The 24,754-nt window shown below is 68.2% G+C and carries 24 protein-coding genes; 11 read left to right on the plus strand and 13 right to left on the minus strand.

Annotated features, from left to right (window positions below; genetic code table 11):
* Window positions 1-80: 80 nt before the first annotated feature.
* The gene (locus NQK81_RS44600; RefSeq protein WP_126735010.1) at window positions 81-485 is read left to right on the plus strand and encodes a hypothetical protein; all 405 of its coding nucleotides are present in this window, start codon (window positions 81-83) and stop codon (window positions 483-485) included.
* Here NQK81_RS44600 and NQK81_RS44605 read toward each other — a convergent pair.
* Window positions 463-1,017 carry a hypothetical protein gene (locus tag NQK81_RS44605; protein ID WP_257486329.1) on the minus strand — a complete coding sequence of 185 codons (555 nt, stop codon included), beginning with the start codon at window positions 1,015-1,017 and terminating at the stop codon, window positions 463-465. The genes NQK81_RS44600 and NQK81_RS44605 overlap by 23 nt on opposite strands.
* Window positions 1,018-1,056: 39 nt before the next feature.
* On the opposite strand from NQK81_RS44605, the gene NQK81_RS44610 reads away from it, so the two are divergent.
* Together NQK81_RS44610 and NQK81_RS44615 are read left to right on the plus strand one after the other, a co-directional pair.
* Window positions 1,057-2,403 (plus strand): MFS transporter, encoded by a 1,347-nt coding sequence (locus NQK81_RS44610; protein WP_257486330.1) that lies wholly within the window; start codon window positions 1,057-1,059, stop codon window positions 2,401-2,403.
* A 404-nt stretch (window positions 2,404-2,807) separates the two neighbouring features.
* Window positions 2,808-4,061: an HNH endonuclease signature motif containing protein gene (locus tag NQK81_RS44615; protein WP_257486331.1), complete on the plus strand. Its 1,254-nt coding sequence runs from the start codon at window positions 2,808-2,810 to the stop codon at window positions 4,059-4,061.
* A 197-nt stretch (window positions 4,062-4,258) separates the two neighbouring features.
* Here the strand turns inward: NQK81_RS44615 and NQK81_RS44620 are convergent, their stop codons facing one another.
* Genes NQK81_RS44620 through NQK81_RS44650 form a run of 7 tightly spaced genes read right to left on the minus strand, consistent with a single transcriptional unit; the run spans window position 4,259 to window position 11,536 of the window.
* Window positions 4,259-5,197 (minus strand): prenyltransferase/squalene oxidase repeat-containing protein, encoded by a 939-nt coding sequence (locus NQK81_RS44620; protein ID WP_257486332.1) that lies wholly within the window; start codon window positions 5,195-5,197, stop codon window positions 4,259-4,261.
* Between the two features lie 9 nt (window positions 5,198-5,206).
* Window positions 5,207-5,974 (minus strand): HpcH/HpaI aldolase family protein, encoded by a 768-nt coding sequence (locus NQK81_RS44625; protein WP_257486333.1) that lies wholly within the window; start codon window positions 5,972-5,974, stop codon window positions 5,207-5,209.
* Window positions 5,959-6,744 carry a 2-oxo-hept-4-ene-1,7-dioate hydratase gene (hpaH, locus tag NQK81_RS44630; RefSeq protein ID WP_257486334.1) on the minus strand — a complete coding sequence of 262 codons (786 nt, stop codon included), beginning with the start codon at window positions 6,742-6,744 and terminating at the stop codon, window positions 5,959-5,961. Before hpaH ends, NQK81_RS44625 begins: the two co-directional genes overlap by 16 nt.
* Window positions 6,745-6,753: 9 nt before the next feature.
* Window positions 6,754-7,848, minus strand: a complete 1,095-nt coding sequence (gene hpaD / locus NQK81_RS44635) for a 3,4-dihydroxyphenylacetate 2,3-dioxygenase (RefSeq protein ID WP_257486335.1) — start codon at window positions 7,846-7,848, stop codon at window positions 6,754-6,756.
* Window positions 7,849-7,879: 31 nt separating this feature from the next.
* Window positions 7,880-9,385 (minus strand): 5-carboxymethyl-2-hydroxymuconate semialdehyde dehydrogenase, encoded by a 1,506-nt coding sequence (gene hpaE, locus NQK81_RS44640; protein WP_257486336.1) that lies wholly within the window; start codon window positions 9,383-9,385, stop codon window positions 7,880-7,882.
* 16 nt (window positions 9,386-9,401) lie between these two features.
* Window positions 9,402-10,073: a GntR family transcriptional regulator gene (locus NQK81_RS44645; protein ID WP_257486337.1), complete on the minus strand. Its 672-nt coding sequence runs from the start codon at window positions 10,071-10,073 to the stop codon at window positions 9,402-9,404.
* Complete coding sequence (locus tag NQK81_RS44650) at window positions 10,055-11,536, minus strand: fumarylacetoacetate hydrolase family protein (protein WP_257486338.1); 1,482 nt, start codon at window positions 11,534-11,536, stop codon at window positions 10,055-10,057. The genes NQK81_RS44645 and NQK81_RS44650 overlap by 19 nt, the downstream gene beginning before the upstream one ends.
* Before the next feature lie 149 nt (window positions 11,537-11,685).
* Here NQK81_RS44650 and NQK81_RS44655 point away from each other — a divergent pair, with 149 nt between their 5' ends.
* On the plus strand, window positions 11,686-13,059 hold the full coding sequence (locus NQK81_RS44655; protein ID WP_257486339.1) for an MFS transporter: 1,374 nt from the start codon (window positions 11,686-11,688) through the stop codon (window positions 13,057-13,059).
* A gap of 18 nt (window positions 13,060-13,077) precedes the next feature.
* Here NQK81_RS44655 and NQK81_RS44660 read toward each other — a convergent pair whose 3' ends face one another.
* Window positions 13,078-13,767 carry an IclR family transcriptional regulator gene (locus NQK81_RS44660; RefSeq protein WP_219151565.1) on the minus strand — a complete coding sequence of 230 codons (690 nt, stop codon included), beginning with the start codon at window positions 13,765-13,767 and terminating at the stop codon, window positions 13,078-13,080.
* 70 nt (window positions 13,768-13,837) lie between these two features.
* Between NQK81_RS44660 and NQK81_RS44665 the strand changes: the two genes are divergently transcribed.
* The 4 genes from NQK81_RS44665 to katG all read left to right on the plus strand — a co-directional run bounded on the left by NQK81_RS44665 (window position 13,838) and on the right by katG (window position 18,795).
* Complete coding sequence (locus NQK81_RS44665; RefSeq protein ID WP_257486340.1) at window positions 13,838-14,368, plus strand: flavin reductase family protein; 531 nt, start codon at window positions 13,838-13,840, stop codon at window positions 14,366-14,368.
* A gap of 30 nt (window positions 14,369-14,398) precedes the next feature.
* Window positions 14,399-15,856 carry a 4-hydroxyphenylacetate 3-monooxygenase, oxygenase component gene (gene hpaB / locus NQK81_RS44670; protein WP_257486341.1) on the plus strand — a complete coding sequence of 486 codons (1,458 nt, stop codon included), beginning with the start codon at window positions 14,399-14,401 and terminating at the stop codon, window positions 15,854-15,856.
* Between the two features lie 240 nt (window positions 15,857-16,096).
* A complete protein-coding gene (locus NQK81_RS44675) occupies window positions 16,097-16,528 on the plus strand; it encodes a Fur family transcriptional regulator (protein WP_257486342.1) in 432 nt (143 codons plus the stop codon).
* 32 nt (window positions 16,529-16,560) lie between these two features.
* Complete coding sequence (gene katG / locus NQK81_RS44680; RefSeq protein ID WP_257486343.1) at window positions 16,561-18,795, plus strand: catalase/peroxidase HPI; 2,235 nt, start codon at window positions 16,561-16,563, stop codon at window positions 18,793-18,795.
* 51 nt (window positions 18,796-18,846) lie between these two features.
* Here the strand turns inward: katG and NQK81_RS44685 are convergent, their stop codons facing one another.
* The 4 genes from NQK81_RS44685 to NQK81_RS44700 are packed head-to-tail and all read right to left on the minus strand — an operon-like array spanning window position 18,847 to window position 21,757.
* Window positions 18,847-19,335 (minus strand): DUF4383 domain-containing protein, encoded by a 489-nt coding sequence (locus NQK81_RS44685; protein ID WP_257486344.1) that lies wholly within the window; start codon window positions 19,333-19,335, stop codon window positions 18,847-18,849.
* A 50-nt stretch (window positions 19,336-19,385) separates the two neighbouring features.
* Entirely contained in the window at window positions 19,386-19,841 is a 456-nt protein-coding gene (locus NQK81_RS44690; protein ID WP_034318989.1) for an ester cyclase, read from the minus strand.
* Window positions 19,838-20,734: a hypothetical protein gene (locus NQK81_RS44695; protein WP_257486345.1), complete on the minus strand. Its 897-nt coding sequence runs from the start codon at window positions 20,732-20,734 to the stop codon at window positions 19,838-19,840. The genes NQK81_RS44690 and NQK81_RS44695 overlap by 4 nt, the downstream gene beginning before the upstream one ends.
* A 12-nt stretch (window positions 20,735-20,746) precedes the next feature.
* Entirely contained in the window at window positions 20,747-21,757 is a 1,011-nt protein-coding gene (locus NQK81_RS44700) for an SdiA-regulated/phytase-like domain-containing protein (protein WP_257486346.1), read from the minus strand.
* Between the two features lie 193 nt (window positions 21,758-21,950).
* Between NQK81_RS44700 and NQK81_RS44705 the strand changes: the two genes are divergently transcribed.
* From NQK81_RS44705 to NQK81_RS44720, 3 genes are read left to right on the plus strand one after another with little or no spacing between them, the layout of a single operon-like run.
* The gene (locus NQK81_RS44705; RefSeq protein ID WP_306856021.1) at window positions 21,951-23,351 is read left to right on the plus strand and encodes a fatty acid desaturase; all 1,401 of its coding nucleotides are present in this window, start codon (window positions 21,951-21,953) and stop codon (window positions 23,349-23,351) included.
* The gene (locus tag NQK81_RS44715; protein ID WP_126735032.1) at window positions 23,348-23,542 is read left to right on the plus strand and encodes a ferredoxin; all 195 of its coding nucleotides are present in this window, start codon (window positions 23,348-23,350) and stop codon (window positions 23,540-23,542) included. Before NQK81_RS44705 ends, NQK81_RS44715 begins: the two co-directional genes overlap by 4 nt.
* Before the next feature lie 2 nt (window positions 23,543-23,544).
* Window positions 23,545-24,753, plus strand: coding sequence for an NAD(P)/FAD-dependent oxidoreductase (locus NQK81_RS44720; protein WP_257486347.1), 1,209 nt, complete (start codon window positions 23,545-23,547; stop codon window positions 24,751-24,753).
* The last annotated feature ends 1 nt before the right edge of the window (window position 24,754 follow it).

Genomic DNA, 24,754 nt, shown 5'->3' on the forward strand with positions numbered 1-24,754 from the left:
GACGGTTCTAACCGTCCTTACCACTCACGAGTTGCGGCAGTCGCTAGTCTTGATCTTCGACTGCGAGGGAGACTGAATTCATGGCGGAATGGGCCGATCTGGTCGCGTTCGTACGGCACGAATATCGGGTGGTGAAGGACGAACCGGACGAAATCCGCATCCGGTTGTCCTACGGTGACGACGACTACGAGGAGCGGGCCCAGACCGTGGTCATCGCGCGGGAGGTCTTCGACCGCCGCGAGGACTGGGTGCAGATCGCGACGCCGTTCGCGCGCGTCGACCAGGTCGACCTCACGACCGTGCTGACCGAGATCGGCAACACGATCGTCGTCGGGGGACTGGTGGTCATGGGCGAGCACCTGGTGCTGCGCCATTCCCTGCCGTTGGTGAACCTCGACATCAACGAGTTCACCGACCCGCTCGAACTCGTCGCGGGCTCGGCGGAGCTGCTGGAACAGCAGTTCACCGGACGCGACGACTACTGAGCCGCGTGACCTCGTCGAACGAGGTCACGAGTTCGCATTCCTCTTCCGTGAGCCTGTTGATCGCTGCCCGGTAAGCCTGCGCTTGAGGCGTACCGGGCAGTTCGCCGTCGAGGAGAAGCGGAAGACCGAGTTCGAAACCGCAGCGCGCCCGCGCGCCGTAGCGGTGCCGGGTGCGGGCGACCGCGGTGGCGACGCGGAGACCGTGCTCGGTGCCCGGCGGTGTGGCGGGCCGGTCGGTTTCGATGGCCGCGAAACGGAACCCGTCGGCCTGGTCGCATTTCCCGCAGCCGACGGGCCCCGAGCCGAGCCCGTTGCCGCAGTCGGAGCAGGTCAGCCTGTCGAAGGCGGCGTCGACGACCCGCCATTCGAACACGGAAGTGTCGGCGACGACCGATTCGGCGAGGTCGACCTCGTCACTGGTCCCGGCTACCACCCCGTATTCCGCGAGGAACAACCGCCATCGGTCTTCGATACTCGTTTCGACGGCGGCCAGGGCCTCGGCGGGGCGTCCGCCGCGCGGAAGAGCGCTCATGGCGAAGACTCGCTGTTTCGCGTGGATAAGGTGTGTGACATGGGTTCCTCGAGGTGGGGCGGGCTCGCGGCCCTGCTCGCGGGATTCTTCGTGCTTCTGCTGGACACGACCATTGTCGCGGTGGCGAGCCCGAGCATCCAAGCCGATCTCGGCGGGGACGTCGCCGCGTTGTTCTGGGTGACGGCGGGTTACCTGCTCGCGTTTTCGGTTCCGCTGCTGGTCGCCGGTCGTCTCGGCGATCTCTTCGACCCCAAACGTGTCTACCTGTTCGGCATGGCAGGCTTCGGCGTCGCCTCGGCGCTGTGCGGGATCGCGCCGTCGATCGGCTGGCTCATCGCGTTCCGGATCCTGCAAGGCCTGGCCGCGGCCGCGATGTCACCGCAACCACTCACGTTGATCCGGCGGCTCTTCGCCGAAGACGAGCGGGGTCGCGCGTTCGGCATCTGGGGCTCGGTGGCGGCGGCCGCGACCTTGCTGGGGCCCATTCTGGGCGGGCTGCTGACAGCGAGCCTGGATTGGCGCTGGATCTTCTGGGTCAACGTGCCGCTCTGCGTCATCGCCGTGGTCGTGGGCATCCGCCTGATTCCGGGAAGCCAAGGAAGTGCGACACGCTTCGATCTGCTCGGAGCCGTGTCGAGTACGGCGGGTTTGAGTCTTCTGGTGTGGGCATTGCTGTCATGGAGCCCGCTTTCGCTGCCCGCGGCCGCCCTCGCCGTCGCGCTGCTCGTCTGTTTCTGGTTCCGAGAGCGCGGGCAAGGCGAGGACGCCCTCGCGCCGTTGCGGCTCTATCGCTCGCCCGGGTATCTGTCCGCGAGCCTCGCGATGGCGTCGCTCGGTGCGACGGTTCTCGCGATGGCACTGCCCACGATGCTCTACATCCAGGACAGCCGTGGTTTCGGCCCGATGGAGGCCGCGATGGTCCTCGCGCCGGACGCCGTCGTCGCGATCCTGCTGTCGCCACCGGCCGGCCGCTGGGTCGACCGGGTGGGCGGGCGCCGGCCGGCGATACTCGGCATGAGCCTTCTCGCGACGAGCCTTCTGCTCATCGGGCTGGTAGTGGTCTTGAACCTGAATCCCTGGTGGATCTCGGTGGGCGCCGCGCTGCTGGGCGCTGCCAACGCGATGGCGTGGTCACCGCTGTCCGCCATCGCGATGGCGTCCGTCGACCCCGCTGTCGCGGGCGGTGCCTCTGGTCTGTTCAACACGGTCAGGCAGGTGGGTGCGGTGGCCGGGGTGGCGGCGACCGGCGCGATCCTGGCGGGCCTCGAATCGCGGCCGGGCTTGGCTTTCGGGGTCGTGTTCGGGTTCGTCGGTCTTGTCGCCGTCGGTGGTGTCGCGGCCGCGCTCCGGCTGCCTGGGCGCTCTCGGGTGATCGAGGTGGCTTGAGGTCGCCCTTTCGCAATTAGTCGGCTAATTGCGGTGGTTCGGGTGCTTTGCTTGGGTCGCGTTAATGCCCTGTGGATCGGAGGGTGTCGCCTCCGGCGGTCCTCGCGGTGGGGTTGCGAAAGCCACTTTCGCAACGTTGAGGGTTGCGAAAGTGGCTTTCGCAACGCTTGTGGGAGGCTGGGCGAGTGGCTGCGGCCCCGGCTTTCGGTTGGCCTCTGGCCAGGGCACGTTTCGCGAGCGGACTTGAGATGCTCGGCTTACTTCGCAATTAGTCGACTAATTGCGAGACGTGCTCAGAGTGAACCGCTCTTGGTGACGGATTCACCCTTCAGTGTTGCGCGCGCGTTTCGCTTGTTGCTTAAAATTACGAACACCTGTTCGATGAAGTTTGGTATCATGAAGGCGTGTCCGAGACCTTCCTCCCTGAGTTGCCGCAGGAGTTGTGGCGTGCCGGCAAGCTGGAGCTTGCGCATGGTGTGCTGCAGTCGTTGCGGGTGATCAGGATGGCCGCCGCGGGTTTGGGGCGGTTTCTTGCGGAGGTCGAGTCTCGGGGTGCGAAAGATTTGTTCGGGTATGGGACTACGGCGAGTTGGTTCGCGGAGATGGCGGGGTTGTCGCGGGCTGAGGCGGGTGCGGTGGTGAAGCGGGCGGTCGCTTTGAATCCGACGCGGAACCTGGATGGCACCGAAGCCCCGGCCGTGGCACCCGAGACGGCCGCGGTCGCCGCGGAAGGTTTGGTCGGGGATGAGCGGATCGACCAGATCCTGGAGATCTTGAAGAGGCTGCCTGCTGACACCTCGGTTGAGGATCGGGCGGTCGCGGAGAAGATCCTCGCCGAGTTGGCCCCGACCGCCGGTCCGCAGCAGCTCGCCAAGGCTGAGGCGAACCTGCTGGGCTGGCTGGACCCCGACGGCAACGAACCCCAAGACCCCGAACCCAAAGAACCACGCCGCGAGATCACACTGGAACGCCGCAGGGACGGGTTCTGGAAACTCACCGGCCTCCTGGACGACGAGACCGGTGCCCGCACCGCCGCCGCACTCGAGGCCTACGCCCAACCACGGCCGGTCGACGAATTCGGCCAAGCCGACCTGCGGATGAAATGCGAACGCCTGGGCGACGCCTGGGCCGACCTCCTCGACCTCGCGATCGCCTGCCCCGACCAGCCAGGTACCAGCGGCTACCGCACCCTCGTGAACGTCACCATCGGACTCGACGAACTCAAATCCGGCCTCGGCACCGCCTGCCTCGACTTCGTCGGCACGATGACCGCCCGCGAAGCCCGGCTCGCCGCTTGCGATTGCCTGATGTTGCCGGTCGTGATGAGCGCCGCCGGAGAACCCCTGGATGTGGGACGGCTACGACGCTTCGTCACCCCAGGGCAAAGGCGCGCGTTGAACATCCGCGATGGTGGCTGCGCGTTCCCGGGCTGTCATCGGAAACCCAAGAATTGCCACGCCCACCATATTGAGCACTGGGCAGACGGCGGACCCACGGATCTTCGGAATCTGGTGCTGCTGTGCGGGTTCCACCACCGGCTGATCCACCACGGCGACTGGGAAGTCCGCATGGCCGCCGATGGGTTACCCGAGTTCATCCCGCCCCAATACCGGGATCCGCTCCGACAACCCCGCCGCAACACCCTGCATCACCGCTGAACCCGAGGAGCCCGTCGGCCACACCGGCGACGGGCCCTTCGGCATGCCCACGGGTAGAACGGAGCCTCGGACGGCATGAATCGCGGTGGACGCTGATGCTTGGCGATCATCGCGTCTGTGTAGCTCCCGCCAGGCCGGAACGGCGGCCGACCGCAGCCACAACCAGAAGACCCGGCACCAAACCCACGAACTCCGACCTACGCCGCGGCGTCGCACCAGTTCAGCACCCGGCTGCCATACAACGTCAGCCACTTCGAGGGCTCACCCGCCGCGACGTCGACCTCGAACCACACCTTCCCGGCGTGCCGATGGGCCTGTAGCCAGGTCCCGTCCGGCTGTCGTGCGGCACGGATGCGTTCGACGGCTTCGGCCATTCGCGGATCCGGAGCCGTACCATCGTGCAGCGAAGCCTCCCGGAAGTAGTCGGCCGCGTTCAGCACGTCGTAGAACCAGCGGAACGGATACGCGAAGACCGTGATCCACGGCGCGATCTCCGAACCCGTCGACAGCCGCCGGAACAGGCCTCGCTCCAGCAGGTACTCCTCACCCGCGCGCCGCGCGGCCCGCGAAGCCGGAGTGCCACCGGTCGCGGTTTCGAAGGCGAGCAGGCCTTTGAGCGAGTTCAGCGTCGAGTGCACGGACGAGCGCTGGGAACCTGAGACCCACTCGCAGTTCCAGCCACCATCGGGTTGCTGATGCTCCGAGAACCAGGTGACGAGCGGGGCGACGTCGGCACCGAGCCACAGACCGTTCGCGAGGGTCCACGCGTTGATGCAGCAGTCGACCTCGCCACCCCAGTACGGGAGATCGTCGTACTCCCAACGGCTGTTCCGAGCGAGGAGTTCGGCCGTCCCGGAAAGGGCCGCGGCGTCCATGCCCCACTCACGCAGGGTGTTGAGCGACCACGTCGTCGCGGTCCACGGCTGCTCGCCTTCCGCGCCGGTGAACCCGGCGGGGAAGAACGCGCCGCTCGCCCACTGGCCGTCCGGGTCCTGGTGGGCGAGCAGCCGCGCGCCGAAACCTTCGGTCGCGATCCGCGCCCGAGTCGCCTCCCAGACCTCCGGCGGCTCGTGCGCGAGGTCGCGTTCCACCTGCCAGCGCAGGGCGGGGTCGGAGTCGAGCAGCCACGGGAGCATGCCAAGACCTTAAGCCTGATGCCGCCTCGCGAGGGCCTCCGAACCTTGAGCGAGCAGGGTGACATCGGCGCCGACCAGCACGAACGAAGCACCGGCGTCGAGATAACGCTGGGCCTGCGCCGGGTCGAAAGCGTTGACGCCGACCGGTTTTCCCTGCGCGCGAACGGCCTCGAAGGTGCCCAAGACGGCCGCGGTGACGTCGGGGTGCGTCTGCTTTCCGAGCAGGCCCATCGAGGCGGCCAGGTCGGACGGCCCGACGAACACCCCGTCGACGCCATCGACAGCGGCGATCTCGGCGGCCGCCGCGACTCCCGCCGTCGACTCGATCTGCACGAACAGTGACGTGAACTCCTCGGCCTTCGCGAGATAGTCCTCGACTCGGTTCCAGCGCGCCGACCGCGACAGAGCGCTGCCGACACCGCGCACGCCACGAGGCGGATAGCGGACGGCCCGCACGACGGCCTCCGCCTCCTCCGCGCTGTCGACCATGGGCACCAGCAGGTTCTGCGCGCCCAGGTCGAGCAGCTGCTTCAGCGCGACCGCGTCACCGGACGGGGCGCGCACCATCGGCGTGATGGGATACGCGGCGATCGTCTGCAGCAACGACTGCACCGTCTCGAGCCCGGCGGGGGAGTGCTCGGTGTCGACGAGCAGCCAGTCGAGCCCGGAGCCCGCGCAGATCTCCGCGACGACCGGACTGCCCGACGTGACCCACATGCCGACCAGCGGCCGCTCGCCCAGCCGATCCCGGAACGGCGGATCTAGACGAAGCGGCATGTGATCGCCCCCAGATCCCGGTAGTCGGCGGTCACGGTGTCGCCCGGGTGCACCCACATCGGCCGCGTGAACGACCCGGCCAGCACGATGTCGCCCGGATCGAGCTTGTCACCGTGCTGGGCGAGTTTGTTCGCCAGCCAGGCGACGCCGTTCGCGGGATGGTTCAGCACCGCGGCGGCGACTCCGGATTCCTCGATGGTCTCGTTGCGGTACAGCAGTGCCGAAACCCACCGCAGGTCGACGGCGTCCACGGCTACCGGGTTGCCGCCGTAGACCATCCCACCCATGGCGGCGTTGTCGCTGATCGTGTCGACGATGGTCCGGCCCGCCATCTCGATCCGCGACGACAGGATCTCCAGCGCGGGCACGACGTACTCGGTCGCCCGCAGCACGTCGAACACCGTGGCGCCCGGCCCCGAGAGGGAGTCACGAAGGACGAAGGCCAGCTCGACCTCGATGCGCACGTTCGAGAACCGGCCGTGCTCGATCACGGAGCCGTTCTCGAACACCATGTCCGCGAAGATTGCGCCGTAGTCGGGTTCGGTGATCCCGGTCGCGGCCTGCATGACCTTCGACGTGAGCCCGATCTTGCGCCCGACCGGACGGCGTCCCGCCGCGATACCCCGGCGCCGCCATTCGTTCTGCACGGCGTAAGAGTCCTCGACGGTCATGTCCGGATAGCGCGCCGTCAGCAGCGGGATCGTCTCCCGGGCCTCCTCCGCGGCCGCCAGTTCGTCGGCGATCGCGGCGATCGTTTCCTGTTCGAGCATGTCCCCGCCTCAGAGCTGGTTGCCGAGTTTGTACTCGCCCTGTTTCCACGCCGGCAATTCGCCTTCGTCGTCGCCCTTGCGGGTGTAGGAGAAGCCGTCGGCGCCGATGGTGACCTCCAGTTCGCTTTCCTCGGTCCGCGCGACCACGGGCTGCGGCTTGCCGTCGAGGTCGAGCACGAGCGAGGCGTCGGTGTACCAGGACGGGACCACCGGCGTGCCCCACCAGTCGCGGCGCTGGTTGTCGTGCACGTCCCAGGTCACCACCGGGTTGTCGGGATCGCCGGTGTAGTAGTCCTGCGTGTAGATCTCGACGCGGTGCCCGTCCGGGTCACGCAGGTACAGGTAGAACGCGTTCGAGACGCCGTGCCTGCCGGGACCGCGTTCGATGTGGTCCGACATCCGCAGCGAGCCGAGTTTGTCGCAAATGGACAGGATGTTGTGCTTCTCGTGCGTGGCGAAGGCGACGTGGTGCATCCGCGGCCCGTCGCCGCCGGTCATCGCGGTGTCGTGCACGGTGGGCTTGCGGCGCATCCAAGCCGCGTACGTGACGCCCTGGTCGTCCTGGATGTCTTCGGTGACACGGAAGTTGAGGTCTTCCATATGCTTCACCGCGAGCGGGACGTCCGGCGTGACCTGGTTGAAGTGGTCGAGCCGCACCAGCGCGCCGGGGACGTGCAGGTCATAGCGCCAGCTGAGCCTGTCGACGTGCTGGACGTCGTGGAAGAACTCGAGCGGGAAGCCGAGGGGGTCCTGCACGCGCACCGAGTCGCCGATGCCTTTGGTGAACCCGTTCTCATTGCGTTCGACCCGGCAGCCCAGCTCCGTGTAGAACGCGACGGCCTTGTCGAGGTCCTCCGGCGACCGCACCCGGTACGAGAAGGCCGCCACCGCGGCGACCGGACCCTGGCGCAGCACGAGGTTGTGGTGGATGAACTCGTCGATCGTACGGAGGCTGACCGTGGTCTCGTCCTCCTCGGTCACCGTCAGGCCGAGGACGTCGGCGTAGAAGGCACGCGACCGCGCCAGATCGGTGACGACGAGTTCCATGTACGCGCAGCGCAGGACGTCCGGCGGCGGTGATTTAGGGGTGGGGATCGGCTTCATTGCGTCATCCTTTGTGGACGGGGGAACGGGTTCAGCCCTTGCCGAAGGCGGGGTTGTGCACCTCGCCGAGGTTGATGTGCACCGCCTGCTGGTCGGTGTAGAAGTCGATCGAGCGGTATCCGCCCTCGTGTCCCAGCCCGGACGCCTTCACCCCGCCGAAGGGCGTGCGCAGATCGCGGACGTTGTTCGAGTTGAGCCACACCATGCCCGCCTCGACGGACTGCGCGAAGTTGTGCGCCCGCTTGAGATCGTTGGTCCAGACGTAGGCCGCGAGCCCGTACTTCGTGTTGTTCGCGAGCTCCAGCGCCTCTTCTTCGCTGTCGAACGGCGTGATCGCGACGACCGGGCCGAAGATCTCCTCCTGGAAGATCCGGGCGTCCGGTTTGACGTCGGCGAACACCGTCGGCGCCACGTAGTTCCCGGTCGGGAAGCCGTCCGGGCGGCCGCCGCCGGCGACGAGCCTGCCCTCGGTCTTGCCGATCTCGATGTACTTCATGACCTTGTCGTAGTGCTCGGGGTGCACCAGCGCGCCGACCTCGGTCTCGGGGTCGCTCGGGTCGCCCACCTTGACCCGTTTGGCCTGCGCGGCGTAGCGCTCTACGAACTCGTCGTAGATCGCGCGCTCGACCAGGATCCGGCTGCCCGCTGTGCAGCGCTCGCCGTTGAGGGAGAAGACGCCGAAGATCGTCGCGTCGATCGCGGTCTCCAGATCGGCGTCGGCGAAGACGATGGCGGGCGACTTGCCGCCCAGCTCCATCGACAGTCCTTTGAGGAACGGTGCCGCGTTGCCGAAGATCAGGCTGCCGGTGCCGCTCTCGCCGGTGAACGAGATGAGCGGGACGTCCGGATGCTTCACCAGCGCGTCGCCGGCGTCCTCACCGAAGCCGTTGACGAGGTTGAACACGCCCGGCGGCAGCCCGGCCTCCTCGAAGATCTCCGCCCACAGCGACGCGGAAAGCGGGGTGAACTCCGCCGGTTTGAGCACGACGGTGTTGCCGGTCGCGAGCGCGGGCGCGAGTTTCCACGACTCCAGCATGAACGGCGTGTTCCACGGCGTGATCAGGCCGGCGACGCCGATCGGCTTGCGGTTGACGTAGTTGATCTGACGGCCGGGCACCTTGTAGGTGTCGTCGGCCTGCGCGACGATCAGGTCGGCGAAGAACCGGAAGTTCTCCGCCGCCCGGCGCGCCTGGCCCAGCGCCTGCGAGATCGGCAGACCCGAGTCGAAGCTCTCCAGCGCGGCCAGCCGCTTGTCCCGCGACTCGACGAGATCGGCGATGCGGTTGAGCACGCGCGACCGCTCACGCGGCAGCAGCTTCGGCCAAGGCCCCTCGGTGAACGCCTTCCGCGCGGCGGCGACGGCGCGGTCGATGTCGGCCTTCTTCCCCGCGGCGGCCTGGACGTAGACCTCGTTGGTGACCGGGTCGAGCACGTCGAAGACGGCGCCGTCGGCCGAATCGGCGAGTTCGCCGCCGATGTAGTGCCGGATCCGCTCCGGGACACCGTCCGGGATCGGCCGGGGAGTGGTGGTGGTCAAGACTAGCCCTCCTCAGTCAGCGGTTCGCGCGCTCTCGAGCGTCCAAAAAGGCCTGCATGGTGGCCCAGCGGTGATTGCGCGCGGCGAATTCGATGTCGAGCGGATCGGCCTTCTCGATGATCAGCCGGAGGATCTCTTCGTGTTCCTCGACCGACCGGTGCGCGCGGTCGGGCACGAACGCGAACGTGGAGTCGCGCAGCCCGGACAGCCGGGTCCAGCCCTGGTGCACGAGGTCGAGGATCTGCGGGTTGGGGCAGCATTCGAAGAGCAGCGAGTGGAACTGCTGGTTCAGCGCGGTGAACTCGTGCGCGTCGAAGTGGTCCAGCAGCGCGATCATGCGCTCGTTCACCCGCCGCGCCCGCGCGATGTTCTCTTCGGACAGTTGCGGCGCGGACAGCGCGGTGGCGACACCTTCGACGACACCGAGGGTCTGCATCGCGTGGACGTACTCGTTCTGGTCCACCATCGCCACGCGCGCGCCGACGTTGCGCTCGAAGGTCACCAGCCGTTCGGCCTCCAGCCGCCGGATCGCCTCGCGCACCGGGACGACGCTCATGTCGAGCGCGCCGGCGATCTCGGCGAGGACGAGCCGGTAGCCGGGTCCGTACTCGTGCCGGGCGATCCGCTCACGCAGCCACTCGTAGGCGAGTTCGGATTTGCTGGTCGTCTTCACTGCTTCTTCTGCCATGCCTCATACCTTTCCCGCCACAACGGGTTCAGCGGGAAGAGCCCCTCGATCGGGCGGCCCTGTCCGACCTGCTCGGCGATCCAAGCGTCTTCGTCCTCCTGGACGAGCGCCGCGTCGGCGATCTCTTCGGCCAGCGACGGCGGGAGGACGACCACGCCGTCGTCGTCGCCGACGATGATGTCGCCGGGCAGCACGGTGGCCCCGCCGCAGGCGACCGCGACGTCGGTGTCCCACGGCACGTGTTTGCGGCCGAGGACCGCCGGATGCGGGCCCTGCGAGAACACCGGCAGGCCGGTCGCGGCGACGGCCTCGAAGTCGCGGACCCCGCCGTCGGTGATCACCCCGGCGGCGCCGAGGTAGCGCGCCCGCAGCGCCAGGATGTCCCCGAGCGTCCCGGAACCCTTGTCACCGCGGGCTTCGATGACGATCACTTCGCCGGCGCCGACAGAGTCGAACAGGCGTTTCTGTGCGTTGTAACCGCCGCCATGGGACTTGAAGAGGTCTTCGCGGTTCGGGACGAAACGCAGCGTCCTCGCCGTGCCGACGACCTTCGAGCCGGGCAGATTCGGGCGCACGCCGTCGATCGCGACGTTGTTCAGCCCGCGTTTGCGCAGCTGCGCCGACAAACCCGCGACGGGTGCGCGAAGAAGCTTGGCGCGCAGTTCCTCGCTGAGTGTTGGCGAGTTCTCTTCGACCGCTTCGGCAGAAGTTCCCCAAGCTTCGGCGCGCTGCTTGTCGTCGACCTCGGGCAGGCTGCCGATGTCCGAAAAGGACCGGATGCCCTGGGTGACGGTGGTGTGGAGCCGCCCGCTGCTGAGGGACGTGCCGGGAACGTCCACTTCGACCACGACGACGTCACCGGGGGAGACCACCGTCGAGCCGGCGGGGGTCCCGGTGAGGATGACGTCGCCAGGTTCGAGCGTGAAGTGCTGGGACAGGTCGGAAACGAACTGCCGCAACGGGAACAGCAGCCCGGCCGTGCTGTCCTCCTGCACCAGGTCGCCGTTCACCCAGGTGCGGATGCGCAGCGACGAGGGATCGATGTCGCGCGCGTCGATGAGGCCGGGGCCGAGCGGGGTGTAGCCGTCGCCGCCCTTGGAACGGACGTTGGAGCCCTTGTCCGCGGCGCGCAGGTCGTAGAGGCCGAAGTCGTTCGCGGCGGTGACCGCGGCGACGTGCTCCCATGCCTTGTCCGGTTTCACCCAGCGGGCCGTGGTGCCGATGACCAGCGCGATCTCGCCTTCGAAGGCCAGCAGTTCGGTGCCCGCCGGACGTTCGACCGTGCCACCGGAAGTGCCGATCGAGCTCGACGGCTTGAAGAAGTACGACGGGTTCGCCGGCCGCCGCCCGCGCTGCTCGGCGCGGGACGCGTAACTGAGATGGACGGCGATGATCTTGCCCGGCCGGGTGTCCAGCGGACCGGACGCGCGGCCGGAAGGCGATGCTGCCTCGTAAGTGCCCATGTTCCCCTGAATCCTCGACCCTTGCTTCGTATCTAATAACGTATATGATTCCGTGCCACAGTGGCAAGGCGGTCACCGAGTGGCCTTCGCCTCGCCCGGGGATCCCTGCGGGCCGCCACTCGCGTCAGGCCTATGTCAAAGGAGTCAAGGTGTCGAATCCAGCGCAGGATGAACGCACGCCCGGCCGGACCGCTCCACCGTCTTCCGATCGGCGCCGGGTCGCGTTCGCGACCGTCGTCGGCACCACGGTCGAGTGGTACGACTTCTTCGTTTACGCGTCCGCCGCCGGTCTCGTCTTCGGCAAACTGTTCTTCTCCGGCCTCGGTGCCAACAGCACGCTCGTCTCCTTCGCCACGGTGGGCGTGAGCTTCCTGTTCCGTCCGCTCGGCGCGTTCCTCGCCGGGCACTTCGGCGACAAGTACGGCCGCCGGGTGGTCCTGGTGCTCACCCTGATCCTGATGGGCGTCGCGACCACGCTGATCGGCGTGCTCCCGACGTTCGATCAGATCGGTGTCCTCGCGCCGGTTCTGCTGATCCTGCTGCGGATCCTGCAGGGCGTTTCGGCGGGTGGTGAATGGGGTGGCGCCGTCCTGATGGCCGTCGAGCACGCGCCGTCGAAGCGCAGGGGACTCTTCGGCGCCTCGCCGCAGATCGGTGTCCCGCTCGGGCTGTTGCTGGCCTCCGGTGTCCTGGCGCTGACCAGCCTGCTCGTGCCGGGGCAGGCGTTCCTCGACTGGGGTTGGCGGATCCCGTTCCTGCTCAGTGTCGGGCTGATCCTGGTCGGCCACTACGTGCGGCGCCGCGTCGAGGAAAGCCCGGTCTTCCGGGAGATCGCCGAACGCCGCGAGCAGACCCGGACCCCGATCATCCAGCTGTTCCGCAAACACGCCGTGCTCGTTCTGGTGGCCGCGCTGGTGTTCGCGGGCAACAACGCCGTCGGCTACATGACCACCGGGGGCTACATCCAGAACTACGCGACCAACCCGAAGGGCCCGATCGGGCTCGACCGCGGCCCGGTGCTGTGGGCGGTGACCGCGTCGGCGGCGACCTGGCTGCTCTCGACGTGGGCGGCGGGCGCGGTGTCCGACCGGATCGGCAGGCGGCGCACCTACGTGGTCGGCTGGATCGCGCAGCTCGCCGGCGTCGCGCTGCTCTTTCCCTTGGTGGACACCGGGAACATCGTGTTGCTGGCGCTGGGCCTGATCATCCTCAGCGTCGGGCTCGGGTTCACCTACGGCCAGCAGGCGGCGTTCTACGCGGAGCTGTTCCCCGCGTCGATCCGGTTCTCCGGTGTTTCGATCTCGTACGCGCTCGGCGCGATCCTCGGTGGCGCGTTCGCGCCGACGATCGCCACCGCGCTGGTCGGCGCGACCGGCACGTCGGTGTCCGTGGCCGTCTATCTGGGCGGGATGACCGTCATCGGCCTCATCGCCACCTTGCTGCTGCGTGACCGGTCGGGAATCCCGCTCGGGCCGGATCACGAAGCCGAGCAGGCGGTCAGCCCGCTGCGCTTCTCGAAGTGATCCCGCCGTCCGTGACGCTCACCCGCCGAGAGCGTCACGGACGGCCTTCGCCGCCGCCTTGAGCCGCTCCGCGAGCTCGGCGGGGGTTCGCGTGCTGGACAGGTAGACGACCGCGAGCGCCGCGGGAGCGTGTCCGCGCAGGGGGAGTGGCACGGCCACCGAGCTGAGGTTCTCGATCACCTCGCCGTGGCTGTCCGCGTAGCCGCGGTCGGTGACTTCCTTGATCCCCTCCGGCCAGTCCTCTTCCGGTAGCTGGGAAAGAATCGCGCGGCCGGGAGCGCCGGCGGTGAACGGATGCCTGGACCCCGGGCGCTGCGCGACGGACGCGACGGCGTGCCGGGGTTCCACGCTGACCAGGGTCACGCATTCCTCGCGGTCCATCACCGCCACGAAACACGTCATGCCGAGTTCGTTCGCGACCGCCGTCAGTTCTGGCAAGGCCGCGGCCTGCAGATCGTGTTTGATGCCTGCCGCGAGCGCGGCCAATCGCGCGCCCAGTTCGTATTTCCCGGCGGGTTCCCGCGTGAGGAGCCCGTGCTCTTCGAGGGTGCGGATGAGCCGGTACGCGATCGAGCGGTGCACCCCGAGCCGTTCGGCGATCCGGTCGACACTGAGCGGTTCTTGGGCGTCGGCAAGGACTTCGAGGACACGGATGCCGCGGCTGAGCGTCTGGGACGTGCTCGCGGTCTTGCGGGACTCCGAAATCATCGTATACGATCCATTTCGATAGTTGAACTGGCTGTTCGATTATAGAACAGGAACAGGCGGGATGGTCATGATGTCACGCGAAACCAGTTTCTCGCCGGGATCGAGCCTGTACCGGCCGCCCGCGCAGTTCTTCCGCGGCTGCCTCGGCCGGTTCGCGACGGGTGTCGCGGTGGTGACCTTCGATGCCGCCACGAAACGGCACGGCCTGACGGTGAACTCCTTCACCGCGGTCTCGATGGATCCGCCGCTCGTGCTCGTCTCCATCCAGCGCACCGTGAAAAGCCACGACCTGCTCGCCGGGCGCCCGTTCGCGGTCAACGTCCTCGGAGCCGAACAGGAGGCGCTGGCGATGAACTTCGCCGGCCGCCCGACCCCCGAAGGCGCGCCGACGTGGGTCGAAGGCGGGCACGCGCCGCGGCTCGGCGGCGTCCTCAGCTGGTTCGACTGCACGCCGTGGGCCGCCTACGACGGTGGCGACCACACCCTGTTCCTCGGCGAGGTGCAGGAGTTCGACTACCGCTCCGGCGACGCGCTCGGCTTCGTCAACGGGCAGTTCTCGACCATCCACGAATCCGCGCAAGGCCACGAATCCCTGTTCTGACAACGACGTCCACCCGAGAAGGAGCACGACATGGGAGCCCGTACCGGACAGCAGTACCTCGACAAGCTCAACGCGATGACGCCGGAGCTGTACGTCGACGGCGAGAAGGTGACCTCGAAGGTCGCCGAGCACCCGGCGTTCCGCAACAACGCGCTGACCTACGCGAAGCTGTTCGACCTCCAGCACGATCCGGCGCACCGTGACGTCCTGACCTACGAATCGCCGACCACGGGGGAGCGGGTCGGCACGTCGTTCCTGGTGCCGCGCAGCGAGGAAGACCTCAAGCGCCGTCGCGCCGCCTTCTCCGTGTGGGCCCAGTACTCCAACGGCTTCCTCGGCCGCACCGGCGACTACATGAACTCGTCGCTCACCGCGCTCTCGACCGCGAAGAAGTTCTTCTCCCAGGCCGATCCCGTCTACGGCGAACGCATCCAGAAGTACTACGAGATGGCGCGCGAGAACGATCTCCTCGCGACGCACACCCTGATCCCGCCGCAGGTCAACCGTTCGGTGTCGGGCAGCCAGCAGGGTGGCGGCAACCTGTCGGCGAAGGTGGTCGAGGAACGGGAAGACGGGATCGTCGTCCGCGGCGCCCGGATGCTCGCCACCATCGCGCCGATCGCCGACGAACTCCTGGTCTTCCCGTCGACGGTTCTGCGCGGTACTCCTGAGGACGCGCCGTACTCGTACGCTTTCGCCGTCCCGAACGACGCGCCCGGCCTCAAGTACTTCTGCCGGGCCGGGCTCGACCACGGCCGATCGCATTTCGACGAGCCGCTCGCCTCCCGCTTCGAGGAGATGGACGCGGTCGTGGTGTTCGACGACGTCTTCGTCCCGAACGAGCGGGTCTTCCTCTTGGGGCACCCGGAACTGTGCAACGCCTGGTACTCCGAGACCGGCGCCGGCGCGCTCATGACCCACCAGGTCGTCACGCGCACGCTGGCCAAGACGGAGTTCTACCTCGGCCTCGCCAGTGAGATCGCCGCCGCGATCGGCATCGGCGGCTTCCAGCACATCCAGCAGGACCTGTCGGAGCTGATCTCCTACGTCGAGATCGAGAAGGCCGTGCTGCGCGCGGCCGAGGCCGACGGGAAACTCAGCGAGGACGGCGTCTTCCTGCCCAAGTGGGAAGTCCTCAACGCCGCCCGGAACTGGTACCCCACGAAGGTCTCGCCGCGGCTGACCGAGATCATCCGCAAGTTCTCCGCCTCCGGCCTCATGGCCCTGCCGGGTGAAGCGGACTTCGAGGCCGAAGGCCGTCCCGACATCGACACGTACCTCCAGTCGGCCACGCTGCCGGCCAAGGACCGCGCTCGGCTGTTCAAGCTGGCGTTCGACGCGTCGGTCTCGAGCTTCGCCGGACGGGAGTCGCTGTACGAGTACTTCTTCTTCGGCGACCCGGTGCGCATGGCGGGCGCCCAGGTGAACGCGTACCCGAGGGAGGTGCTGCAGGAACGGGTCCGGGAACTGCTGGCGCGCGACGAGTGACGGGATCTCCTCGTGTCCACTGGCTCCCGGCCGCTGTCGATCCTGCGCCAGGGGTCTGGAGGCGGTGTCGCGAAAGCCACTTTCGGGACACCAGACGTCTCGAAAGTGGCTTTCGCAACCCCAGTCAAGCCCAGTCCGCGCCACCGAGCCGTCCTAGCCACTCGCGAGGCCGGCGTGGGCGGGGACACGCCCGGGACGCAAGAACTTGATTCATTCCAGAAAATGGGCCAGACTGCGGCCGTGCCCACGACCCCGGACTTCGAGCGGATGCTGCGCGGGGCCTCCCTGCGCGTGACGCGTCCCAGGGTGGCCGTGCTGACAGCGGTACGCGACCACCCGCACGCCGACACCGACTCGATCATCGGGGCCGTGCGCGCGGAACTCGGCGAGGTCTCTCACCAGGCCATCTACGACGTGTTGCGGGCACTGACCGCCGCGGGTCTCGTACGGCGGATCCAGCCGTCGGGATCCGTGGCACGGTACGAGTCCCGGGTAGGGGACAACCACCACCACGTCGTGTGCCGGACCTGTGGTGCCATCGCCGACGTCGACTGCGCCGTCGGTCCCGCACCCTGTTTGACCGCGTCGAACGACCAAGGCTTCGTGATCGAAGAGGCCGAGGTCATCTACTGGGGCCTGTGTCCCGACTGTGCCATCGAACCCCGTTCCTGAGCCCTGCAGTTCTGATTCCCGGAAGGATTCCCGTGTCTGACAGCCCGGACGCCGTCATCGGCGAAATGAACGAAGAGAGCGCGGGCGGCTGCCCCCTCTCGTCGGGCCGCCGCAACCACCCCACCGAAGGCGCGGGCAACCGCGACTGGTGGCCGAACCAGCTCAACCTGAAGATCCTCCGGAAGCACTCGGCCGCGTCCGACCCGATGGACGCCGGATTCGACTACGCGGCCGAGTTCAAGACCCTCGACCTCACCGAGCTCGCGAAGGACGTCGACGCCGTCCTCACGACTTCGCAGGACTGGTGGCCCGCGGACTTCGGCCACTACGGCGGCTTCATGATCCGCATGGCGTGGCACAGCGCGGGCACCTACCGCATCGAGGACGGCCGCGGTGGCGCGGGCGCTGGCATGCAGCGGTTCGCCCCGCTCAACAGCTGGCCGGACAACGGCAACCTGGACAAGGCCCGCCGCCTGCTCTGGCCGGTCAAGAAGAAGTACGGCCGCAAGATCTCGTGGGCCGACCTGATGATCTTCACCGGCAACCGCGCCCTGGAGACCATGGGCTTCAAGACCTTCGGCTTCGCCGGTGGCCGCGCCGACGTCTGGGAGCCGGACGAGGACGTGTACTGGGGTCCCGAGCGCACCTGGCTCGGCGACGAGCGCTACACCGGCGACCGCGAGCTGGAGAACCCGCTGGCCGCCGTGCAGATGGGTCTCATCTACGTGAACCCGGAAGGCCCGAACGGGAACCCGGACCCGCTGGCCGCGGCCCGCGACATCCGCGAGACGTTCGGCCGGATGGCGATGAACGACGAGGAGACCGTCGCGCTGATCGCCGGCGGCCACAGCTTCGGCAAGACGCACGGCGCGGCCGACCCGGACAAGTACGTCGGCCCCGAGCCCGAAGGCGCCTCGATCGAGGAGCAGGGCCTGGGCTGGAAGAACACCTTCGGCAGCGGCAAGGGCCGCGACGCTATCACCAGTGGTCTCGAGGTCACCTGGACGCCGACCCCGACCCAGTGGAGCAACTGGTTCTTCCACAACCTCTTCGAGTACGAGTGGGAGCTGACCAAGAGCCCGGCGGGCGCCCACCAGTGGGTCCCGAAGGACGGCAAGGCGAAGAACACCGTGCCGGACCCCGAGGACGGCAAGCTCAACCGCGCGCCCGGCATGCTCACCACCGACCTGGCGCTGCGTTTCGACCCGGTCTACGAGCAGATCTCGCGCCGGTTCTACGAGAACCCGGACCAGTTCGCGGACGCCTTCGCCCGCGCCTGGTTCAAGCTGACCCACCGTGACATGGGCCCGATCCAGCGCTACCTCGGCCCGCTGGTGCCGCAGGAGACGCTGATCTGGCAGGACCCGGTGCCCGCCGTCGACCACGAGCTGATCGACGAGGCGGACATCGCCTCCCTGAAGGAGAAGCTGCTCGCTTCGGGCCTTTCGGTCTCGCAGCTGGTCTCCACCGCTTGGGCGTCGGCCTCGACCTTCCGCGGCAGCGACAAGCGCGGTGGCGCGAACGGTGCCCGCATCCGCCTCGAGCCGCAGCGCGACTGGGAGGTCAACGACCCGCAGACGCTGTCGCAGGTGCTGCGGACCCTGGAGGGTGTCCAGGAGGCGTTCAACAGCGCCCAGACCGGCGGCAAGAAGGTCTCGCTCGCCGACCTGATCGTGCTGGGCGGCGTCGCCGCCGTCGAGCAGGCCGCGAAGGAGGGCGGCTTCGAGGTCACCGTGCCGTTCACCCCGGGCCGCACCGACGCGACCGAGGAGCAGACCGACGCCGAGTCGTTCGCCCCGCTGGAGCCGACCGTCGACGGATTCCGCAACTACCGTGGCAAGGGGCACCGTCTCCCGACGGAGTACCTGCTCATCGACCGCGCGAATCTGCTGAACCTGAGCGCGCCCGAGATGACCGTCCTCGTCGGCGGCCTGCGGGTCCTCGGCGCGAACGCCCAGCAGTCCAAGCACGGCGTGTTCACCGAGAAGCCGGGGTCGCTGACCAACGACTTCTTCGTGAACCTGCTCGACATGGGCGTCCGGTGGACCGCCACGTCGGAGGACGCGGAGACCTTCGAGGGCCGCGATTCCGCGACCGGCGAGGTGAAGTGGACCGGTACCCGCGCCGACCTCGTGTTCGGGTCCAACTCCGAGCTTCGCGCGGTGGCGGAGGTCTACGCCAGCGACGACGCGAAGGAGAAGTTCGTCCGTGACTTCGTTTCCGCGTGGGACAAGGTCATGAACCTCGACCGGTACGACCTGGTCTGAGATTGATCGGAACGTCCGGGCCCGTCGCTTCCACGGCGGGCCCGGACGTTTTCACTGGTGCTGCAGATCCGGTTCCGGATAGTCGCCCGCCTTGCGTTCGAGCGCGGTGGTGAAGACACCCAGCGCGATCATGCCGACGCCGAGGCCGAGATGCAGCCAGTTGTCGGCGACGTTGAACGGCAGGAAGTTCCCCGGGCTGCTCTGCGGGATCGCCAGGCCGATGATCCACAGAAGCAGATAGCTCCCACCGCCGACCATCAGGAAGATCCGCGAAGCGGCGCGTTTGCGCGCGGCGAACACGCCCACCACGCCGAACAGCAGATGCACCAGGTTGTGCAGGATCGACACGGCGAAGACGCCGAACAGCCGGGCTTCGGAATGGTGCCCGGCGAATTCGAGCCCGTCGTAGCCGGTGGTGATGCCCGGGATGAAGCCGAGGACGCCGACCACGAGGAAGACCGCACCGACGACCTGCGCGGCCACTTGCGGAGGACGCCGTCCGGTGCGCTGTGCGCCGTCGGCTCGTTCTGCTTCTGCCATGCCGGCCGGGTACCCCGGGTGCTCCGGGGTAATCCTCGGCCGGTGTCGGCTCAGACGTCGCCGGACGCCAGGAGGGTCAGCAGTTCGGCGTGCCCGGCCTGGGTGATCAGGCTGGCGGCGTCGAAGTAGATGCGCTCGTTGGTGATCCGGTCCTCGTCGAAGAAGAACACCGCGATGATCGGCACCCGGAACGCCTTGCCGGTGGGCGGGCGGCCGTAGAACTCGCCGAGATTCGTGCCGAGCAGGTCGAATTCGACGATCACCGACTCGTCGGCGAAGTGATACCGGACGTTGTCGTGCCGCTGGTCCGGGAACGCCGTCCGGGTCATGCGGTAGTACGCCATGACCTCTTCGTCACCGTCGAAGATCTGCCCGGTGGCCATGATCTCGTAGTGCGGATGCCCGTTGAAGGTGCCCAGCGTGCGGTCGAACTCGTGGGCCACCTCGGTGTCCATGTGCTCTTCGATGATCTTGAGGCGGCGCTCGCGCAGGTCTTCGCTGATCACTGGTCCTCCGGGCCGGTCCTGGTCGCGATCCGGAGCCTACCGCCCGCAGCCTCGTCGTCGGTACCGTAGAGCAGGCTGCCACACGAGCGGGACAGACATGTCATGGCCTCGATCTTGTGGCCGGGGAAGTCGCCGATCTTCACCGGGACAGGGGAGAGGGCGATCGAACCGTCGGAACGGAGGACACCGGCCTCGTACACGGCCGAATCGAAGGGGCCTTCGTCGCCGGGATCCGAGGCGGCCGAGATCAGGACTCGGTCGTCCGCGGTGATCTCCACGTCCGAGGTGTGCCGGACGTGGGTGGCCGGGTACGTGACGCGGAACGGGATCGACTTCGGCTTCTTGAAGGACAGCTTCGAGACCGAGAACTCCGCCGAGTAGAGCGTGGCCGGGCGGGCGTCCTGGCCGCGGTCCGCCCAGACCGCGAACAACCGGTCATTCACCTTTTTCAGTGCGAAACCCTCGTAATTGTCCTCCGGGTCGCCCTTCGGCACCTGGAAAGTGCCGAGTACTTTCAGGCGCCTGTCCTTCAAGGCGAAGTGAAAGCCGTTGCCGTCGCTGGCCAGCGCGACGAATTCGCCGTTCTTCCCCGGTACGGGTTCGGCCGCTTCGAGATCGACCGGGAGCTCGCCGGGCCAGTCGATGGTGTCCACCTTGGACACCTTGCCGTGGTCGAGACGAACCCGGACGGCGCGATTCTCGCCGGGTTTCTTGTTGTCCCGGAGGACAAGTGCGTCGATCCGGTCGTCGTCCCGGTCGAGGACGGCGATACCGCTGGCGCCGGACGTCATGCCGGTGCCGATGGATTCCCAGCCGTCGTCCGCCAGTGCGGCGGACGGCAGGAACAGGGGAATGGTCAAGGCCGGGAGAATCGCGAGGGAGGCGAATTTCATGTCGCGCCCCGTTCAGCCGCAGGAGAGGGTGCCGGCGCGCAGCGCGTGGCCGCCCTCGTTGCCGTCGTCGGCCCAGACGACCTGCTTGCTCCCGGAGGCGCACGTGGCCGAAATCGCGAACCCTTCGTTGTTGTAGTCCGGCATCCCGGCCGGACGGTCGTAGGTGGCCGTGACGGCGAACTTGCCCTGCGCGTCGACGGCCAGCGTCGTCGAGTCACCGCCACAGGTGTCGTCGCAGACCGCCCACAGCTTGCCGGTCGAAGCCTCGTACTCGAGTTCCATGATCGAGCCGAGCCCGCTCGCGAAACTCGCGACGCGGGTGTACTTCCCGCCCGCCTGGTCGAGCGCGTAGGCGTAGATCATCCCGTTGCTTTCGAGGCCGACGAGGTAGAGGCCGGTGCCGTGGCCGGGATAGGTGCTCGGGTTGTACGGCGCCTTCGTGCGCTGATCCACGAATCCCTTGGCGGTGAGGGCGCTGTCCGGGACCCACGAGACGGCTTCGAGGCCGTCGTTGGCCGAAACCTTCGGCAGGTCCGCCGTCAGGTTCCATTCGGCCTTGGCGCTGAGCGTCTTGGCCGAACCGGACACGTCGTACCGCAGCACCTTGAGGGCGCTCGTCTTGCTGTTGTCGCCGTCGCGTTCGGTGGCCGCGACCACCCCGTCCGGGGTGGCGACGACGGCTTCGGCGTCGGGGTCGCCCTTGCCGTCGCGGTAGCGCAGCGCCTTGCCCGACGACCAGCCGTTGGTGGTGTCCGGCCGCCACTTGGCGCCGTCGCGCACGAGGCGGTACAGCGTCCCGGGACCGTTCTTGACCGCCCACAGGACGTCGGGACTGCCGAACGACAGGCCGCTCATGTTGCCGCCGAGGACGTTCGAACCGTCGGCGTTCGCGACGGCTGAAGCGCCAGGCCAGGGGCTGTTCGCCAAAGTGCTCGCGGCGGCGGGCATGGCGGGCAGGACCAGCAGGGCGGCGGCTACGGCGGCCGCGGCGGCGGGCCGGATCCGGCGGGTTGATCGGGGCATTCGCGCTCCTTCGGGGGCGGACGAAGTGGGTCGCGGCGTGTCTTCACAAGTTAAGTAAGTTTCCTTACGAATACAAGATATCGCCAGGTTCCCACGAAACGAAGCAACGCCGGATTTACAAATAGTGTCCACTTGTCAAACCTGGTGTACATCACCTACAGTTTTGTAAACCCAGCCAACGGAGGAGGGTGCGATGAGCGAGATGACGGGCACGATCCCGGCGGGCTCGACCGAACGGTGGACGGACCGCAAGCGGTACCTCTGGCTGATCGGATTGGTGGTCCCCTCGCTCGCCTTCCTGGCCATCGGGCTGCACGCGGCCACCGGCTGGGGCGTGTGGTTCTGGATCGGGCCGATCGTGATCCTGGTGATCGTGCCGCTGATCGACCTGCTCGCCGGGCTGGACCGCAGCAATCCGCCCGACGACGTGATCGAACGGCTGGAGAAGGATCGCTACTACCGGTGGATCACCTTCGCCTTCCTGCCCATCCAGTACGCGGGTTTCGTGCTCGCGTTCTGGCTGATCGCTCGCGGCGACCTGTCCGTCGCGGACAAGATCGGGCTGGCGATCTCGATCGGCTGCATCGGCGGTATCGGCATCAACACCGCGCACGAACTGGGGCACAAGAAGGAGAGCCACGAACGCTGGCTGTCGAAGATCGCGCTGGCACAGAGCTTCTACGGCCACTTCTACATCGAGCACAACCGCGGCCACCACGTCCGGGTGGCGACCCCGGAGGATCCGGCCAGCAGCCGGGTGGGGGAGAGCTTCTACCGGTTCTGGCCGCGCACGGTGTTCGGCTCGCTGAAATCCGCGTGGGGCCTGGAGCGCAAGCGGTACGCCCGGCGCGACCGGCATCCGTTCCGCATCGGCAACGACGTGCTCAACGCCTGGCTGATGTCGGCGGTGCTGTGGGCGGCGATGACCGTGTGGCTGGGGCCGGGGATCCTGCCGTATCTGGTGATCCAGGCCGTGATCGGCTTCTCGCTGCTGGAGGTCGTGAACTACATGGAGCACTACGGGATGCGGCGGCAGAAGGTCGGCCCGCCGAACCGGCGCCGCTACGAACGGGTGGATCCCAGCCACAGCTGGAACTCCAACAACATCGCCACCAACGTGCTGCTCTACCACCTTCAACGGCACAGCGATCACCACGCCAACCCGACCCGCCGCTACCAGACACTGCGTGATTTCGCGGAATCGCCGGTGCTGCCGACGGGCTACGCCGGGATGATCGTGCTGGCGCTGTTCCCGCCGGTGTGGCGGCGCGTGATGGACCCGCGCGTCCTCGCGCACTTCGACGGCGACATGTCCCGCGCCAACATCCAGCCCTCGAAACGGGCCAAGATCCTGGCGCGCTACGGAACACGCGTCACCGTGCCCTCCCGGGTCGTCGCCGACACGCACGGCGACGCGACCGAAGGCGGGATGTGCCCGGGCTGCGGCTACGTCTACGACGAGAAACTCGGCGACCCGCGTGAGGGTTTCCCCGCCGGAACGCCGTGGTCGGCGATCCCGGACTCGTGGTGCTGCCCGGACTGCGGCGTGCGGGAGAAGGTCGATTTCGTGACACCGGGAAGGGTCGGAGCATGATGAGGATCGAGGCGGACCGCGCGAAATGCGACGGGCTGGGCATGTGCGAGGCGATGGCGCCCGACTTCTTCGAGGTGGGCGACGACGGGACGGTCGTCGTGCTCGACGAGCGGCCCGGTGAGGAACACCGCCAGGACCTGTCCGCCGCCGTCGACGCCTGCCCGGTCCTCGCCCTGAAGCTGCGGGACTGACCGTGGCACTGGTCGTCGTGGGAGCGTCGCTGGCCGGACTGCGCGCGGTCGAGGCCGCGCGCCGGGACGGGTACCGGGGGCGGATCGTGCTGATCGGCGCGGAGGACCACCCGCCCTACGACCGGCTCCCGCTGTCGAAGTCCTTCCTGGCCACGGAAGGCCCAGGGCGGGTCGACCCCTTCCACACCGGAGCCGTACTGCGCGACGAGTTCGGCGTCGAGCTGATGCTCGGCGCGCCGGCGGACGGGCTCGACCCGGCCGCTCGTGAGGTGTCGGTCGCCGGGAGGACGGTTCCCTACGACGCGCTGGTGATCGCGACCGGCGCCACCGCGCGGCGACTCCCCGGAAGCGACGGGATCGCGGGGGTCCACACGCTGCGGACCGCCGAGGACGCGCTCGCCGTCCGTGCCGCCCTCGACGACGGCGCGCGCACGGTCGTGATCGGGGCGGGTTTCATCGGCTCGGAGGTCGCCGCCACGGCCCGGAAACGCGGGCTGGCGACGACGATCGTGGAGGCGCTCGACGTCCCGCTGACCAGGTCCGTCGGGGCCGAGGCCGGCGCGGTGTGCGCTTCGCTGCATCGCGAAGCGGGCACCGAACTGCGGTTGTCCACGACGGTCACCGGCCTGGAATCCGACGGCGGTGCGGTGACCGGTGTCCGGCTATCGACCGGCGAGGTGCTGCCCGCGGATCTGGTGGTCGCCGGTATCGGCGTCGTCCCGGCCACCGGCTGGCTGGCGGGGAGCGGGGTCCCGCTGCACGAGCGCGACGGTGGCGTGGTGTGCGACGCGACGCTCTGGACAGGAATCCCCGGCGTGTATGCCGCCGGGGACGTCGCGCACGCCCCGAACCCGTTGTTCGACGGCGAGCTGATGCGGCTGGAACACTGGACGAACGCCGCGGAGCAGGGTGCCGCGGCCGCTCGGCACGCGCTCGCCCCGGAGTCGGCCCGCGAGCTGGCGCCGGTGCCGTACTTCTGGTCGGACTGGTACGACCACCGGATCCAATTCGTCGGCACCCCGCTGGCGGACGAGGTGGTGGCCGCCGTCCCGGAGGCCGGCGGCTTCACGGCGCTGTACCGGCGCGGGGACCGGGTCGTCGGGGCGCTGACGATCGACCGGCCGCGCGAGATCATGAAGTACCGCCGCCATATCGCGGGGCGGACGCCGTGGCCGGACGCGCTGGCGTTCGCGACGGGAACGGCCGCCTAGA

Origin of the sequence: Amycolatopsis roodepoortensis, from assembly GCF_024628825.1 — a bacterium.
In the GTDB taxonomy this organism is placed as follows: Bacteria; Actinomycetota; Actinomycetes; order Mycobacteriales; family Pseudonocardiaceae; genus Amycolatopsis; species Amycolatopsis roodepoortensis.